Source organism: Chitinophaga cymbidii (genome assembly GCF_007992715.1).
Classification (GTDB): Bacteria; Bacteroidota; Bacteroidia; order Chitinophagales; family Chitinophagaceae; genus Chitinophaga; species Chitinophaga cymbidii.
The window spans coordinates 576,386-592,475 of the sequence record NZ_BKAU01000002.1 but is presented as its reverse complement, the minus strand read 5'-3'; the positions used below and the strand labels follow the sequence as shown (position 1 = coordinate 592,475).

Here is a 16,090-nt window from a genome sequence, read left to right as displayed (position 1 = left end):
TCTTAAAAAAACCGCCTTTCAGCGGTGCGACAGTTATTATAACGTTTAATTGCTGCGGTCCCCCTATCCGTCAGGAATAAAGGCCGCCGTTGATGTTCAGCACTTCCCCGGTGATGTAGGAGGCGCCTCTGGACGCGAAGAACGCTACTGCTTCGGCCACTTCTTCGGGTGTACCGAAACGCTGCATGGGCACCATGGCGGACAGCTCTTTCTCCGGCAATCCTTCCGTCATGTCCGTTCTGATGAAACCCGGCGCGATGGCGTTGACGGTCACGTTCCGCTTGGCGACTTCCTGGGCGAGGGCTTTGGTAGCGCCTATCAGCCCCGCTTTGGCGGCGCTGTAGTTCGTCTGGCCGGGGGTCCCTTTCAACCCGGACAAAGATACCATATTAATAATGCGTCCGTAGCGTTTCAGCAGCATGCCGGTGAGCACCTGCCGGGTTACGTGGAAAAAGCCGTCCAGACTGGCTTCTATCACATTTTTCCATTGATGATGGCTCATCTGGAACATCATCATGTCTTCCCGTATGCCTGCGTTATTAACGAGTACTTCTATCTGTTTGTCTTTGTTGGCTTCTATCCAGGCGCCGAGTACGTGCTGCACTTCATCGGCGTTGCCGACGTTGAATTGCAGCAGGGTGCCATCTGCCCCTTTTTCGCGCACGGCAGCGAGGGTTTCCTCCGCAGCGGCCGTATTGCCTTTATAGTTGATCAGGATGTGATATCCCTGTTCCGCCAGCCTGATGCATACCGCCCTGCCTATTCCCCGGGACCCGCCTGTAATCAAAGCACATTTCATCTTTTTGTCTTTTTAATAGCCGGATAAAACCGTTTAGCCGTTTCAGTGAACCGTGGATTTTTTCTTTTTCTCCACTGTTTCCACGATCACCGGCTCGTTCCGCATGAGATATGCTTTTATCTGCTGCATATCCGCGTAACGGGGTGCATCCTCAATAAATTTAGGGAAAATCGCCCGCACGTCCTGATAGATCTTCGCGGTGAAGGGCGCCAGGCGGTCCTGGCAATTCAGGTAGTCCACTGCCTGCAGCAGGGTCATCACCTGCACGGACAGTACTTCAAAAGTGTTTTCGATCACCTTGTAGGTCATCTGCGCGGCATTGCAGCCCATGCTCACAATATCCTGGTTATCATTGTTGTTGGGAATGCTGTGCACGTACATGGGGAAGCTGAGCGTCTGATTCTCGGCCACGGTTGATGTAGCGGTGAACTGTACGCCCTGCATGCCGAAGTTGAAGCCCAGCTTGCCGAGGTTCATGAACGGCGGGAACTTGTGGTTCAGCTTGTCGTTCAGGAGGTAATTGAGCTGGCGCTCGCTGAGCATCGAGAGCTTGGTGACGGCGATCTTCACTTTGTCCATTTCCAGGGAAATGTAATCTCCGTGGAAGTTGCCGCCGTGGAACACGTTTCCGGCGCGGTGGTCCACTACCGGGTTGTCTGAAACGGAGTTCAGTTCTCCTACCACGATGCCTTCGGCATGCACCAGGGTATCGTAGATGGGGCCGAGCACCTGGGGCACGCAGCGGAGGGAATAGTATTCCTGTACTTTATCCTTGAAAATTTCTTCTTCCAGTTCTTTATAAAGATGATCGGGGCGATGGCGGATCATCTTGCTGTCCCGCAGCATGCCGCGCATCATTTCCGCCACCTTGTTCTGGCCGTTGTGGCGCTTCACAACGTTCAGCTCATAGCTGAGGTGGTCGTCAAAGGCTTCCACCACTTCGTTGATCATGGAAGACAGCGCGCAGCTCCACAGGAGGAGCTTCTTTGCTTCGATGATGTTCACCAGGCCGATGCCGGTCATGGCGGAAGTGCCGTTGATGATGGCGAGGCCCTCGCGTACATGCACTTCAATGGCCTTGAGGCCGAGCCGCTTATACACTTCCGCGGCGGGACGGATCTCTTCTTCATACAGCACATTGCCCTCACCGATCAGCGCGTGGGCCAGGTGCGCCAGCTGCACGAGGTCGCCGCTTGCGCCAACGCCGCCGTGTTCATATACACAGGGGTACACGTTATGGTTGATCAGGTCCCGGAGGAGAACCACCACTTCCTTATGCACGCCGGAAAAGCCCTGCATAAAGCTGCTCAGGCGGGCGATCATCAGGCTTTTGGTGAGGATCGGGGCAAGGCATTTGCCCGCGCCGGAGCTGTGGCTGCGGATGAGATTATACTGTAACTGGTGAGTATCTTCCTCGCTGATACGGTATTGCGCCATCGGGCCAAAACCGGTATTAATGCCGTAGATAAGTTTTTTTGCGGAGAATTTCCTGAGAAACTCGAAGTTATCATTCACCTGCTGTACGGCTGTTTCGTCCAACGTCAGTTCCTCCCCTCCAAACAGCACCCTATGCACTTCATCCAAAGAAAGCATCTTACTTCCTAGTACGACCATTAGTTTAGATTAAATTATTTATTGTGGTGTAAATTTATTACTCTTCTTCAATATTCGCAGGGGGCGTTACCAATATTTTATCGATGCGGTGGGCGTCCATGTCTACGATCTCGAAGGTGAACTTCCGCCATTCGAGCCTTTCCCCGGTCTGCGGGATGTGCTCAAGATGGTGGAGAATGAAACCGGCGAGCGTATCGAACTCCTGCTCAAATTCCGCCATCATGTCTTCCATATCAAATTCGCTGAGGAAGTCATAAAAGGGTATCTGGGCGTCGATCAGGTAGGAGCCGTCTTCCCTTTTCACCATGTTGTAGTCGTCCTGCCCGGTTTCCGGCATATCTCCCACGATCGCTTCCAGGATGTCGTTCAGGGTGATCATTCCCAGGAAGGTGCCGTATTCATCCACGATGAAGGCGGCGTGTATCTGGGTTTCCTTAAACTTTTCGAGTACCTGGTACGCGGTATTGTTATCGGGAATGAAAAGGGGCTTCTTCATCACGTCTTTCAGCACGGCTACGTTACCGGCGGCATAGAGGTCCTTGATGGTGAGGATGCCTTTAATGGAATCTATCTGGCCTTCGCAAACGGGGTAAACGGAATGCGGGGATGCTTTTATTTTGCGTTTGTAGCTTTCCACGTCTTCGCTGACATCCAGCCATACGATGTCCGTGCGGTGGGTCATGAGGGACGTGATGTTGCGGTCGCCGAGGTGGAACACCCGTTCAATGATCTCCTGCTCGGTTTCCTCGATGGCGCCGGAAGTAGTGCCTTCATTGATGATGGCCTTGATCTCTTCTTCCGTCACATTGCTGTCCGACCCTCTTTTCAGGCCGAAAAGCCTGACCAGCGCGGCGGTGGAACGGCTCAGCAACCATACGAAAGGGAAAGTGATACGGGAAATAAAGTTCATCGGCTGCGCAACGGCTTTGGCGATCCGCTCGGGATTGGCGAGACCGATGCGCTTGGGCAGCAGCTCCCCCAGCACCAACGTAAAATAGGTGACGCAGATCACGATGATGGCGGTGGCGATGCCGTTGCTGTAAGGAACGAGAAGCGGGAATGTATTGATGAATCCCTGTACATCCTCCTTTAATTGCTCACCGGAGTACAAACCTGTGAGGATACCGATGAGGGTGATCCCGATCTGTACGGTGGACAGGAATGTATCCGGATTGTTGGATAATTTCAGTGCTGCTTTGGCTTTTTCGTCCCCTTGCCTGGCTGCATTTTCGAGTCGCACTTTTCGTGCGGAAACCAAGGCTATCTCCGCCATTGAGAAGATACCGTTGAGCAAAATAAGGACGAGGATAATGACGACTTCCATAATATAAGCCTAAAAATAAAAAATTATTCAAATATCAGTGTAAGAAATGCCAGCGTAATGCCAACAGCGATCGCCAGCACCTTCTGGCGGCTTAGCTCATGGTGTTTTGTTCCGCTTTCGTAAAAGATGGTGGTGGAAATGTGAAGGAAGGCACCAACTACCAGCGCCACGAGGTATACCAGCGAATCGGTGATAACATGAAAGCGGTCCCCCAACTGCGCGGCCAGCACGGCTGACAGCGGCGTTACCAGGGAAAAAAGGATGAGAATGCGCCACAGGCGGGCCCTGCTTTGCCCGGCATGCAGCATAACGGTGATCAATGTGAGTGCTTCCGGCACTTTATGCGCCATCACGCCCAGCATCAGCGAAGGCAATGCGGACTTGTCCTCATAATGAAACCCCAGCGGAATGCCTTCCATGAAAGCGTGAATGGACAAACCGATGAGCAGCGGCAGGATAGCCACGTGCTGATGGTTTGCGCCGGGCACATGGGTATGGCCGTGTTCCATGCCGTGGCTCAGCTGCTGCAGGAATACCTGCAAAAAGAAGCCCAGCACGATATAGATGCCTGCCGAATGGTCCAGCGTATGGAACACTTCGGGCAGCAGATGCAGGATGGTGACGCCAAAGAGAAACGCGCCGGTAAATGCCAGCAGGTAGATGGGCAGGTTGGGGTGAATCCTTTTGAATAACATGGGAATCATGCCCCCGCCGATCGTGGCGGCCAGTATAAGTATGAGGTATGTCAAGTTCATGATGTCTGTTCCAGTTCCAGTCTGATCCTTCGTTGAAAAAAGCCGCCGCTCAGCAAGCCGGCCATAATACCCAGTAACGCCCCGCCCAGGATGTCCAGCGGATAATGCACGCCCACGTAGACCTGCGCATATCCGATCACCGCTGCCCAGACGAAGAATAACCAGGCCCATTTACCGATCTGCGGCTTTAAAGATAAAAAAGAAAACATCGCAAGCCCAAAATGGTTGGCCGCATGGGAAGAAGTGAAGCTGCCGCTGCCCGGGCAATAAATGACCATGACGCGCACATATTGCGCGATATTGGGGTCGCGGCAGGGCCGCAGGCGGCCTACGAGCTCTTTGATGAATCCGCTGGACTGGTCCGTGATCGCAAAAGTGAGAATGAAGAACACGATCCAGAAAAAGCCTCTCCATTTATAGTTGTATGTGATAAATACGCCCAGGAAAAGATACAGCGGCGCCCAGAAATAGGGTTCCCGCATCCAGGGCAGTACAAAGTCCAGGAAAACGTTGGTCAGCCTGTTGTTGATATAAAAGAACAGCTTCAGGTCCCATAAAAGCAGGTCATTCATGCGCTGACAGTTTTTGTGCGATGAGGATCAGCCGCGGCGAGTGCTGCCCGTCAAAGTTATTGAAATGATAATCCCCGAAGATATCGGTAATGGCAAGCCCCTGCATGGCGAACATTTCTTCAAAGTCCTGTTTGCCGAACGCGCTCACACTTTCCGTATAGCTGAGGCGTTGCAGTTGCTTTTTATCGAGGATATTGATCTGTTTGAGGAATTTGCCGTTTTGCATTTCCCTTTCTATCTCGAATACGACCTGGTCTTTTTCCTTCACCTCATGCCGCACGAGGTGGGCTGCCACATAGGTGCTGTTGAGATAGTCCAGCACCAGCCTGCCGCCCGGTTTGAGGCAATTGGCGAGGGTGCGCAGGGCATTTTCGTTCTCGTGGCGCGTTTCGAAATAGCCGAAGCTGGTGAAAAAATTGAACACCACATCAAAATAATTGATGCGGAAGGGCAGGCGCATATCGTGTTGGAAAAAGCTGAGGTTTTCGTTTTCCAGCTTGCGGGCGGCGGCGATGCTTTCTTCCGACAGATCGATGCCGGTGACGCAAAAGCCTTTATCCGCCAGGTATTTGGCATGCCGCCCCCGGCCACAGGCCACATCCAGCATCAGCGCCCCGGGAAGGGGATGCAGATAGCCCACCAGCTTGTCGATGAACGAAGCCGCCTCCTTCTCATCGCGGTTGCTGTACAGCAGGTGATAATAAGGAGAATTGAACCAGTCTTTGAACCATTGTTTCGCTACTTCCATCCCCGGTTGCTAGTATTTAGGCTTTTTGTTATTGAACATCAAATATCGGGTGCTTTCGTAAAATCCCCGCGTTAAGTTCTCCAGATCGCGGGAAAGCTCCGGCAGTTGCTGTTTTATGTTTTTCAGCGGATCGCCTTTCAGATCGTACAGCATGCCTTCATCGGTACTTTGGTCCACTTCGAAAAGATAGTGCTCATTGATGACGGCCATATGGCCCGCCATGTTCTTTACGTACTGCACAAACGCATACCGGGCGTGGGTTTGCGTGGTATCCAGCAGGTCCATGCCAAGGGTGTAGTTCCTGAAGGGAATGCCGGTGAGTTTTGCCACGGTGGGATATACGTCCAGCAGGCTGCCCGCGCGCGTAACCTTGCGAGGCGCCAGCAGGCGGGGATTGTAGATGATGCAGGGCACATGGTCCACATACGTTCCCAGCTCAAATTCCGGGATGGGCATGAAGCTGAAAGCATTGAGCCTTGCGCTGTGGTCGCCGAAGAATACGAAGATCGTATTGTCCAGGTACCCGGATTTCTCCGCCTGCTTCATCAGGTGGCCGATGTTATAATCGAGGTAGCGGAGGGCGTTGAACTGGTCGATGTTCACAAAGCCGGAGGCTTTGAATTTTTCCGGGTCGATGTCTTTTTCCGTGAGTTTTTTAAAATCTCCGGCGCCTTCCGTCGTCGTATACGGTTCATGGTTATCGGCGGTTTGCAGGAAGGCGATGAACGGCTTGCCGCGATCATGCGCCGCTTTGAATATCTCGTCCGCTTCCGTGATCAGGTCGTAGTCGGATACGCCCCATACGTCCGCTTTCGGAGCTTTATAATATCCTTCTTCATAGATCCGGATGCTGTCCACATTATTGGTAAACACCGCGCGGATATTGGCCCAGTTGGTATTGCCGCCCAGCAGGTAATATTTTTCGTAACCGGTAAACTGGTCGAATATGATGCGCTGGTCCACGATCGGCGGGTGGCGGGAGGCGGTTTTGCTGCGCACTACGTCCGGCAGGCCGGTGGTTACGCCGAATACCGTGCGGGCGGTGCTCATGGCGGGCACGTAAAAATTCTCGAACAGCACGCCGTTGTCCGCCAGCGCCTGCAGGTTGGGCGTGGCCTGCATGGGATTGTTGAACATGCTCATCATGGCCGCGCCGCCGGATTCCATCATCACGATGATGACGTTCTGCCGGGGTTTGGTGGGGTCCTCCGGCACGGTGCGCACGAAGTTCAGCTGCTGCGGGTCGGACTGGTCCACTCCCAGGTAGCTGGCCATGTAGGGATAATATTTGCGGGTGCTTTCCTTGTCGAACGTATCCTCCTCCATGTTCATATTGGTAGCGTAGAACAGCACGGGGTTGAGCGCCAGGCTGGTCACGGCATTGTCGCGGGTGAACATGGCCTCGCTCCAGCGGAGCGGAAACCAGGCGAAATTACCATAAATGCCGCCGGCAAAGAGCAGCACCAGCAGGAAGACCCAGGCGGCGAAGCCCCAGGGGCGTACATACGTCCCCTCCTTCTGTGCATACCACTGAAAAATGCGGCGGTATGAAAAACGGACGAGGAGCAACAGCGCCACCATCCCCAGCAATCCCCACACAACGGGGTAACTTTCCCACATCATCCGGGCATTGGTCATCCGTTCGCCGGAAGCGAGGAAACGGGTAACGGAGGGCTCTATGCGAAGGCCCAGGTAGCTGTAGTGGCCCAGGTCCACCACATAAAATACGGTCAGGAAAAGATATACGAGGAAAAAATAGCCGTAGTTGATCTTCCGCAGGATGCTCGTGCCGAAAAGGCGGTCACGCGCGATCACCGCAATCAGGCCGATGGGGATCATCAGGATGAGCGTCAGCCGGAGGTCGAATTTGAGCCCCAGCCGCCACGCCTTCAGGATAACGCCGGTATCTTTAACCGGACTGGCAAAAAAGAAGCCGTAGAAGATAAGCCTGAAAAATATGAGAAAGCAAAACAGGTACAAGGTTTGCATGAAAATATACCGGATATACCTGGGAATGCGCGACCAAATCGGACTCATTATATTCTCTTAAAATTTTATACGTAGCTGCAAAGATAGTCTAAATGCAACAATGAAGCAGTCCGCATTTCGGGGCGCCAAATTAACAGGGTCGATAATTTTCGAATCAGTTATCTTTGCCTTCCTAAAAAATTCAACAATTGTGGCACTGATTAAATCAATTTCGGGTATTCGCGGAACGATCGGCGGCAAACCTGGCGAGGGGCTCTCACCCCTGGACGTTGTGAAATTCACCGCCGCGTATGGCACATGGCTGCTAAAGCAGAATGCAGAGAACAGGAAAGTGGTGATCGGCAGGGACGGGCGCATATCCGGAGAAATGGTCAAAAACCTGGTGGTTTCTACATTGAACGGGCTGGGTATTGACGTGGTTGACCTGGACCTGAGCACGACGCCGACGGTAGAGATCGCCGTGAAGCTGGAACAGGCTGCGGGCGGGATCATTCTCACAGCCAGCCATAACCCCCGGGAGTGGAACGCGCTGAAGCTCCTGAACAAAGACGGCGAATTCATTTCCGGCGCTGACGGCGCGGAAGTGCTGGAGCTGGCTGCCAATGAAGATTTTGTATTTGCAGATGTTTCAAAGTTGGGCACTTACCGGCGCGACGATTCCTATTTGCAGAAACATATCGACCTGGTGGTGAACTATCCGCTGGTAGACGTGAAAGCTATCCGCGAAAACAATTTTTCCGTAGTGGTGGACGCGGTGAACTCCACCGGCGCCATTTACGTTCCCGCCCTGCTGAAAGCACTGGGCGTGGAAGAAGTAACGGTGCTGTTCGGGGAAGTGAACGGCAAGTTCTCCCACAACCCGGAACCGTTGCCGGAAAACCTGACCGCACTGTCCAATGAAGTGAATAAATCATCCGCCGATTTCGGTATTGCAGTGGACCCGGATGTGGACCGCCTGTGCTTCGTTTGCGAGGACGGCAGCATGTTCGGCGAGGAATATACGCTGGTGGCGGTGGCCGACTATGTGCTGAAGCACCGCAAAGGCAATACGGTGTCTAACATGAGCTCCACACAGGCGCTGAAAGACATCACACTGAAAAACGGCGGGGAGTACCATCCTTCCGCGGTGGGAGAAGTGAACGTGGTAACGAAGATGAAAGCGGTGAACGCGGTGATCGGCGGTGAAGGCAATGGCGGCATCATTGTGCCGGACCTGCATTACGGCCGTGATGCGCTGATCGGCATCGGGCTGTTCCTGAGCCACCTGGCGCATTCAAAGAAGAAGATGAAGGCGCTGCGGAATTCCTATCCCGATTATTTTATATCCAAGAACAAGATAGAGCTGGATAAAGGCATTGATGTAAAAGTTATTTTCGAGAAGATCAAGGGCAAATACAAGAACCAGCCTTTGAATTCCGAAGACGGGCTGAAGATTGAGTTCGACAAGGACTGGGTGCATCTGCGCACGTCCAACACCGAGCCTATTATCCGTATTTATGCGGAAAGCCAGAATGAAACGACGGCGGACAATATTGCGCGGAAGATCATGCAGGATATCAAGGAGTTCATTTAAGCCGGTTTGATAAAGTATGTGGACCGTACGGAGCGATCTGTGCGGTCTTTTTTTTGGGAGGGATTTTTTTGTACGACAAAATACCCTTACCTTTGGGTAATATGTCCAGAATGAAGAATGCTAGTCAATACGAGGCACCCGGTCTTGTGCACTTGCTGGGCGGGGCGGGGCTTGTCAACCGGCGGATCAGGTCTGAATTTGACCTGATAGCGCTGAGTAACCAGGGTGTTAAAAAGGCGTCGTTAGATGCATTAATTAATTATATGGGTATGACTAAAAAGAACTTTGCGGAAAACATTCTGAACCTTTCGGTAAAAACGCTCGAAAGAAAAAAAGACGATGAAGTGCTGGACAGGCATACTTCGTCGCATGTAATTGAAGTGGCGAAAGTGGTGAACCATGCCTTTGAGGTATTTGAATCGGAGGAAAAGGTGAAGGGTTGGCTGAATGCCAGCAACCGGTCGCTGAATAACACGAAACCCGTAGACCTGTTCTATATTCCAACCGGGCTGGCCATGGTAGATAATATTCTCGGCAGGATCGAAGAAGGCGTGTACTCGTGATGAAGCTCTATCGAATTGTCAAATCGGCGAAACGGGCGGAAGACCTTTCGGGAACGGGGGCCTACAAGGAGGGCGGGCGCTGGAACAGTGCGGGAACGTACATGCTGTATACCAGCGAGAACAGTTCACTGGCCTACCTGGAAAACCTGGTGCATTTTGAGCAGCAGTTTACGCCGCCGGCGCTTTACACCGTAACGATTGAGATGCCGGCGGATAAAAAACTGGTATGGGAGCTGCCGGAGCAGGATTATCCCGAAGACTGGCTGGAGATCAGTAATCTCGCGAACAAGAAGATGGGCGACCAGTGGATGAAAGACCGCAAATACCTGGCGGTAAAGGTGAGGTCGGCGATCAATCCGTCAGACAACAACTACCTGCTGAATCCCTTGTTCCCGGGGTTCCACGAGCTGATACGGATCGTTTCGGTGGAGGAATTGCCGGTGGATGTACGGCTGGTCAAGTAATTGGTATTATCAGGGACTGGTTGGAAAAGGATGCCATTCCTCCTGATTCTTCTGCTTGTTTGTGCTGAAATCCCTAAATTTGTGACACTTTTTATCAAAAACCAAACCACCACCACTTGGAAAGAATTTACTTCGACAATGCAGCGACCACCCCGCTGGACAAAGCAGTATTGGATACCATGCTGCCCTATATGACCGATAAGTTCGGCAATCCATCCTCCATTTATTCGTACGGAAGGGAATCCAGGCTCGGTATTGAATCCGCCCGCAAGAGCGTAGCAAAGATCCTGAACGCCCATCCCGGAGAGATATTTTTTACTTCCGGCGGCACTGAAAGCAGTAACACGGCCATCAACGCCGCGGTACGCGACCTCGGCTGCCGTCATATCATCAGCTCTCCCATAGAGCATCACGCCACCCTCCATACCGTTGAACACGTGCATTGCCGGGATGAAGTGAAGCTTTCATGGGTAAAGCTGCTGCCGGACGGACATGTGGACATGGACGACCTTCGCCGCCTGTTATCGGAATCCAAAGAAAGATGCCTCGTGAGCCTCATGCACGCGAACAACGAGATCGGCAACCTGCTGGACCTCCATGCAGTCGGCAACCTTTGTAAGGAGTTCGACGCCATTTTCCACTCGGACACTGTGCAGACAGTCGGCCACTACCCTTTTGACCTGCGGAATACACCGGTTCATTTCATCAACGGCGCCGGGCATAAATTTCATGGTCCCAAAGGCGTAGGTATCCTCTACATCAACGAGAACGTAAAGATCACGCCCTATGTGCAGGGCGGCTCACAGGAACGCAACATGCGCGCCGGTACTGAAAACCTCTACGGCATCGTTGGCTTCGCCAAAGCACTGGAGCTGGCCACACAGCACTATGAAGAGCACAGCCGCTATATCAACGAGCTGCGGCTTTACATGGCACAGCAGCTGGAAGCCAGCATCCCCGGCGTTACTTTCAATGGCGACCTGCATGGACGCAGCCTGTACACCGTACTGAACGTATCTTTCCCGAAATCCGAGAAAAGCGAAATGCTGCTGTTCAACCTGGATATCAACGGCATCTGCGCCTCCGGCGGCAGCGCCTGCACATCCGGCGCAGACGCAGGCTCACACGTGATCCGCGCGATCAATAATGATCCGAATAAAGTGGCCGTGCGGTTTTCGTTCTCGAGGGACAATACCCGTGAGGAAGTAGACAAAGTGGTGGAGAAACTGAAAGAACTGATCTAAAATATTCACGGAAAATATAAAAGGGTCTTATCAAAAGCAGCTGCATCTGGTAAGACCCTTTTTCTTTTCAGCCATTTTTCTTCAATGCCGGCCTCATCAACATCAGCAGCATTTACCAACAAGCGCCGCAATCATCCCAGGTGAAGCGACTTCATCCCCGCGATCCTCATCAACATCAGCAGCATTAACCAACAAGCACCGCCGATCATCCCAGGTGAAACGACTTCATCCCCGCGATCCTCATCAACATCAGCAGCATTTACCAACAAGCACCGCAGATCATCCCAGGTGAAACGACTTCATCCCCGCGATCCTCAATAACGTATGCAGCATTTCCTGCGGCATAAATGGCTTGCTCAGTATATCGTGAATATCCATCGCCGCCAGCCTCGGCCGCACCTCCGGCATGATGTCCGCCGTAAAGATCACGATATGCACATCCGGGTACTCCTTGCGGACTACGTCCGCAAGCGCATATCCGTCCATTTCCGGCATGTGCAGGTCGAGCAGGGCCATATGATAGGAATGGCGCTTCAGTAGTTCCAGCGCGTCGGCAGCGTTTTCCGCGCAATCGGGTATGATCCCGAAATACTCAAGCTGCCGTTTCGCTACGATCACATTCACACGGTTATCTTCCACAAAAAGCACCTTCATCCCGGCAAATTTCTTTTCATACCCGGCTATGGCCGAAGACCAGCCCGTTCCGCGCGAAGCGCTTTGCTGCACGGGAAGATCGAACGTCAGATCAAAATAAAACTCCGCGCCTTCGTTTGCTTTGCTGTTGATGAAGATCCTGCTGTTATGCAGCCCGATCAGCTTTTTTGTAATCGTAAGCCCGAGGCCGGTGCCCGGATGTTTCCGGAAAGAAGCCTGCTGCGCCTGCCGGAAGCTTTCGAAAACAATTTCATGCAGCTCTTCCGGAATACCGATGCCGGTATCTTTCACAGAAAAATGCAGTGTGGCTTTATGCGGCGTAACGGACAGCGGATGCACTGCAACAGTGACCGCCCCTTCTTCCGTATACTTCACAGCGTTGCTGACGAGGTTATGCAGTATCTGGCCAAGCCGCAGCGGATCACCCAGCACCTGCGCGGGAACGCCGGGGTGGATGCCGCTGTTCAGCCGGATGTTCTTTGCTTCCGCCAGCGGCCTGAACTCCCCGAAGATCTTTTCCAGCAATTCCCGGAGATCCGTTACCGTATTTTCAAGCCGCATGTTCCGGCTTTCGATCTTGTGAAGGTCGAGTATGTCGTTAATGAGCTGCAACAAATGGTTCGCGGAAAAGGAAAGGTTGCTGATATATTCGGCCTGCTCAGGCGTGTGGTCCCGCTGCAGCAGCGAAGTAATACCAATGATACCGTTAAGCGGCGTTCTCATCTCGTGGCTCATTACGGAAAGAAATTCCGACTTCGATTTTGCCGCATCTTCCGCTTTGTCTTTCGCCCGGATCAACGCCAGCTCATCTTCTTTCCGGTCCGTAATATCCATAATGGCGCCACGCACGCGCAGCACCGCTCCATCTTTCACAAACGGCACACCGATCACCCGCACCCACTTCCTTTCGTCCGCCGGCGTGGTGGTTTTTGCTTCAAAAATGAACGCCGTCTTTTCCTGCATGGACTTCGCGAGTGTAGACCGGATCAGCGCGCTGTCTTGCTCATCAAAGAAATCAAGACTGGTATCCAACGTCGGCACGTAATTCCCCGGAAGCCCGTAAATGGCATAGGTTTGCCGGGTCCAGAACACTTCTCCGGTAGCGATGTTCAGCTCCCATCCGCCGGCCTTGCTGATCTCCTGGCTGATGTCCAGCAGCTGGTTCAGCCGTTCAAGATTGCCCGCCAGCTCCTGCAATCCCAACATATTGAGCCGCTCTTCCGTCACGTCCTGCACATAGCCGGTCACAAAAAGCGGCTGTCCGTTTGCGTCCAGCGGTATCCTTACTTTCACCGTAAGATGCCGTATGCCGCGTTGCGGATGCAGTATCCTGAATCCGTTATCCGGCACATCAAAAGGATGCCTGAAATGCTGCCGCATGAAAGCTGCCAGCTTCTCCCGGTCTTCCACGTGAACAACGTCGAGCCAGCCTTTGCCGAGAGAGGCATCAAAGCTGAGGCCGGACATGCACATCCATTCCCTGTTCACAAAAAAACAATTTCCTTCCAGATCAGACAGGAAAGCTCCCATCGGGGCCAGCTCAAGCACTTCCCGCATATGCCTATCGTCCATGCAAAATGTATTTCATTCGTTAGTGGAATGTTAACCGGTACAAACAACCTGCAGCATAAAGCTGCAAACATGAGAGAAGCTAAATATTTTTTTGAAAATAAACAAGATGCCGTCAGGCAGAGGCTTTCATTTCGATATGGAATGTGGTGCCCTTTCCCACTTCTGTTTCAAACCATATTTTTCCGTCGTGCGCTTCGATGATCTGTTTGGATATGCTAAGGCCCAGCCCGAAGGATTCTTCGCCCTTCGTTCCCTTTCTTTTCGCTTCGGCGGACAGGCTGAATATTTTGTCGCGCAGGTTTTGCGGAATGCCGATGCCTTCATCCTGCACCGAAATCCTGACCGTTCCGTTCTGCCGTTTCAGGGCGATAACGATGCTGGCTCCTTCGGGACTGAACTTGATGGCGTTGTTAATGAGATTGCTGAACACCCGCCATATTTTGTCGCGGTAAGCCAGCACCTGCACCGGCTCCACATGGAGAATAAGGCATTGATTCTTTTCCGTGGCCTTCAATTGCAGCAGGTCCACGCAGTATTTGAGCGCGACGTGTATCTCCACGATCTCTTTTTCAAGGCCCTGCATGGAGGTATCCAGCACCAGCAGATCGGAGATAAGGTTCATGGCACGGGCGCTGGACGAGTGAATCAGCTCCAGCAGCTCCGCATCCCTTTCTTCCGGCTGCCCCTTGTCCAGCATGAGTTCGGACATGGCATGAATGGCGCCAACGGGACTGCGAAGGTCATGCGCCACGATCTTCATGATCCTTGAGTTGTCCTGCTGGCTTTGCTCCAGCGAAGCGAGGCTTCTTTTAATATTTTCGTGCTGCGTAACGATCTGCTGGTTCAACCGCTTCAAATCTTCCACATGTCTGCGTGATTTCTTCCAGTTCTGCCATATCATCAGCGCGATCAGAACCAGGGAGACGGATAGAAAGATCATAATGATGAGGTACGCGGTTTTCAGCTCGTTGTTCTTCTTCAGCACTTCCAGCTGGTACTCCCGCGCCATACGCTCGAACTCCGTGCGGATGTCCGCTACCGGCGGCGTAATGGCAACTGTGTTCAGGGAATCTTTCAGTTTCGTGTAGGATATCAGCGTCGCATAAGCGGGGCCGGGCTTCCCGGCTTTTTCATAGTACTGCCACTGGAGGTGAAGCCAGCGCAGCTCTATATCCGTACCCGGCACCTTATCCAGCGAAGCCCTCATTTCCTGTAACACATTGCGGGCGCCCGCCAGGCGGTTACTGGCCAGGTAAAGCCCCGCGAGCTTGGCCATGGTCAGCTGGGCATCCACTTTCTCATCTTTTCCGGAAAGGTTAATGTCGATGCTTTTGCGGTAGAGCGTTTCCGCGCCGAGGGTATCTCCGAGCTTCAGCAAAATATTGCCCTTGTTGCCGTACACCACGCCAATAGCGGCGTCTATCCCGTTCCGGTATTCCGGGACATGCAGGAACTTCGCGCCGTATTTGTCGATGAACCGCAGGGTGCTGTCATAAAATGCCAGCGCATGGTCCGTTTCACCGGCCCGTTCATAACTCAGCGCTATATTGTCCAGCGTGCCCTGCCGGGTATAAAAAGTACTGAAACTGCCCGTATCACAATAGGAAAGCCGCTGAAAGGTCTCTATAAAATAACGGGCGGCCTCGGAGAATTTTCCCTGCCGGTAGTAGACCAATGCAAGACGGCTGGCATATTCATGGTACAGGCAGGTATCGTGCAGCTTTTGAATGACTTCGCGGCCACGGTAATAATAAGGATAGGCATCGTTGTACTTTTTCTGGTCCCGCAGCACATCTCCCCTGGCAAGCAGGGCGCGGCCGTAATACAGCGGATAACGCTCCTGCACCGCCTTGTCGCGGAGCACATACAGCATGCTGTCCGCATACACCATTGCCTGGTCAAGATCTTTTTTCTTGCTGATCAGGTACATATGTTTGTATTCATATTTCCGGAAGAGATCAACATTCGTGGAACGGGGGAATGTGGCGTAGGCAGTTTCCAGATAGGCGAGCGATGCCTCCGTGTCATGCAGCCCGATGCTATCCGCCCGGTGAAAGACAGTATCGAAATAACCTGGGTGCTCCAGTATTTCACGATCCGGCGAAGTGCAGGCGGCCAGGGCGATAACAGACAACAAATGTATACGCATATTCAATGGGATATGGACTTCCCTTCCTAAATATAAGGAAAACAGGGATTTCAGCCATTCCCATGTTATA

General features: G+C 52.7%; 13 protein-coding genes. 4 read left to right on the top strand and 9 right to left on the bottom strand.

The window, feature by feature from the left end; translation table 11 throughout:
• Positions 1-70: 70 nt before the first annotated feature.
• From flxB to CCY01nite_RS13605, 7 genes are read right to left on the bottom strand one after another with little or no spacing between them, the layout of a single operon-like run.
• Positions 71-799, bottom strand: coding sequence for a flexirubin biosynthesis SDR family reductase FlxB (gene flxB / locus CCY01nite_RS13635; protein WP_146862453.1), 729 nt, complete (start codon positions 797-799; stop codon positions 71-73).
• A gap of 42 nt (positions 800-841) precedes the next feature.
• Positions 842-2,413 carry a flexirubin biosynthesis tyrosine ammonia-lyase FlxA gene (gene flxA, locus CCY01nite_RS13630; RefSeq protein WP_146862450.1) on the bottom strand — a complete coding sequence of 524 codons (1,572 nt, stop codon included), beginning with the start codon at positions 2,411-2,413 and terminating at the stop codon, positions 842-844.
• Between the two features lie 37 nt (positions 2,414-2,450).
• Positions 2,451-3,737 carry a hemolysin family protein gene (locus CCY01nite_RS13625; protein WP_146862447.1) on the bottom strand — a complete coding sequence of 429 codons (1,287 nt, stop codon included), beginning with the start codon at positions 3,735-3,737 and terminating at the stop codon, positions 2,451-2,453.
• Positions 3,738-3,760: 23 nt separating this feature from the next.
• Positions 3,761-4,492, bottom strand: coding sequence for a ZIP family metal transporter (locus CCY01nite_RS13620; RefSeq protein ID WP_146862444.1), 732 nt, complete (start codon positions 4,490-4,492; stop codon positions 3,761-3,763).
• Positions 4,489-5,064 (bottom strand): phosphatase PAP2 family protein, encoded by a 576-nt coding sequence (locus tag CCY01nite_RS13615; protein ID WP_146862441.1) that lies wholly within the window; start codon positions 5,062-5,064, stop codon positions 4,489-4,491. The genes CCY01nite_RS13620 and CCY01nite_RS13615 overlap by 4 nt, the downstream gene beginning before the upstream one ends.
• Complete coding sequence (locus CCY01nite_RS13610) at positions 5,057-5,812, bottom strand: class I SAM-dependent methyltransferase (RefSeq protein ID WP_146862438.1); 756 nt, start codon at positions 5,810-5,812, stop codon at positions 5,057-5,059. Before CCY01nite_RS13610 ends, CCY01nite_RS13615 begins: the two co-directional genes overlap by 8 nt.
• A 9-nt stretch (positions 5,813-5,821) precedes the next feature.
• Entirely contained in the window at positions 5,822-7,849 is a 2,028-nt protein-coding gene (locus CCY01nite_RS13605; RefSeq protein ID WP_146862435.1) for an LTA synthase family protein, read from the bottom strand.
• A 142-nt stretch (positions 7,850-7,991) separates the two neighbouring features.
• On the opposite strand from CCY01nite_RS13605, the gene glmM reads away from it, so the two are divergent.
• The 4 genes from glmM (at position 7,992) to CCY01nite_RS13585 (ending at position 11,645) form a co-directional block, all read left to right on the top strand.
• Entirely contained in the window at positions 7,992-9,374 is a 1,383-nt protein-coding gene (gene glmM / locus CCY01nite_RS13600; RefSeq protein WP_146862432.1) for a phosphoglucosamine mutase, read from the top strand.
• A gap of 110 nt (positions 9,375-9,484) precedes the next feature.
• A complete protein-coding gene (locus CCY01nite_RS13595) occupies positions 9,485-9,937 on the top strand; it encodes an Xre family toxin-antitoxin system antitoxin (protein WP_186831044.1) in 453 nt (150 codons plus the stop codon).
• Positions 9,937-10,401, top strand: a complete 465-nt coding sequence (locus tag CCY01nite_RS13590) for an RES family NAD+ phosphorylase (RefSeq protein ID WP_146862426.1) — start codon at positions 9,937-9,939, stop codon at positions 10,399-10,401. Before CCY01nite_RS13595 ends, CCY01nite_RS13590 begins: the two co-directional genes overlap by 1 nt.
• Positions 10,402-10,517: 116 nt before the next feature.
• Entirely contained in the window at positions 10,518-11,645 is a 1,128-nt protein-coding gene (locus tag CCY01nite_RS13585; protein ID WP_146862422.1) for a cysteine desulfurase family protein, read from the top strand.
• 279 nt (positions 11,646-11,924) lie between these two features.
• Here the strand turns inward: CCY01nite_RS13585 and CCY01nite_RS13580 are convergent, their stop codons facing one another.
• Together CCY01nite_RS13580 and CCY01nite_RS13575 are read right to left on the bottom strand one after the other, a co-directional pair.
• Complete coding sequence (locus CCY01nite_RS13580) at positions 11,925-13,871, bottom strand: PAS domain-containing hybrid sensor histidine kinase/response regulator (protein WP_146862419.1); 1,947 nt, start codon at positions 13,869-13,871, stop codon at positions 11,925-11,927.
• 112 nt (positions 13,872-13,983) lie between these two features.
• The gene (locus CCY01nite_RS13575) at positions 13,984-16,020 is read right to left on the bottom strand and encodes an ATP-binding protein (RefSeq protein ID WP_146862416.1); all 2,037 of its coding nucleotides are present in this window, start codon (positions 16,018-16,020) and stop codon (positions 13,984-13,986) included.
• Positions 16,021-16,090: the final 70 nt, after the last annotated feature.

Coding starts and splice junctions, on each gene's coding strand:
- flxB (WP_146862453.1), bottom strand. CDS start 799: ATGAAATGTGCTTTGATTACAGGCGGGTCCCGGGGAATAGGCAGGGCG.
- flxA (WP_146862450.1), bottom strand. CDS start 2,413: ATGGTCGTACTAGGAAGTAAGATGCTTTCTTTGGATGAAGTGCATAGG.
- CCY01nite_RS13625 (WP_146862447.1), bottom strand. CDS start 3,737: ATGGAAGTCGTCATTATCCTCGTCCTTATTTTGCTCAACGGTATCTTC.
- CCY01nite_RS13620 (WP_146862444.1), bottom strand. CDS start 4,492: ATGAACTTGACATACCTCATACTTATACTGGCCGCCACGATCGGCGGG.
- CCY01nite_RS13615 (WP_146862441.1), bottom strand. CDS start 5,064: ATGAATGACCTGCTTTTATGGGACCTGAAGCTGTTCTTTTATATCAAC.
- CCY01nite_RS13610 (WP_146862438.1), bottom strand. CDS start 5,812: ATGGAAGTAGCGAAACAATGGTTCAAAGACTGGTTCAATTCTCCTTAT.
- CCY01nite_RS13605 (WP_146862435.1), bottom strand. CDS start 7,849: ATGAGTCCGATTTGGTCGCGCATTCCCAGGTATATCCGGTATATTTTC.
- CCY01nite_RS13595 (WP_186831044.1), top strand. CDS start 9,485: ATGAAGAATGCTAGTCAATACGAGGCACCCGGTCTTGTGCACTTGCTG.
- CCY01nite_RS13590 (WP_146862426.1), top strand. CDS start 9,937: ATGAAGCTCTATCGAATTGTCAAATCGGCGAAACGGGCGGAAGACCTT.
- CCY01nite_RS13580 (WP_146862419.1), bottom strand. CDS start 13,871: ATGGACGATAGGCATATGCGGGAAGTGCTTGAGCTGGCCCCGATGGGA.
- CCY01nite_RS13575 (WP_146862416.1), bottom strand. CDS start 16,020: ATGCGTATACATTTGTTGTCTGTTATCGCCCTGGCCGCCTGCACTTCG.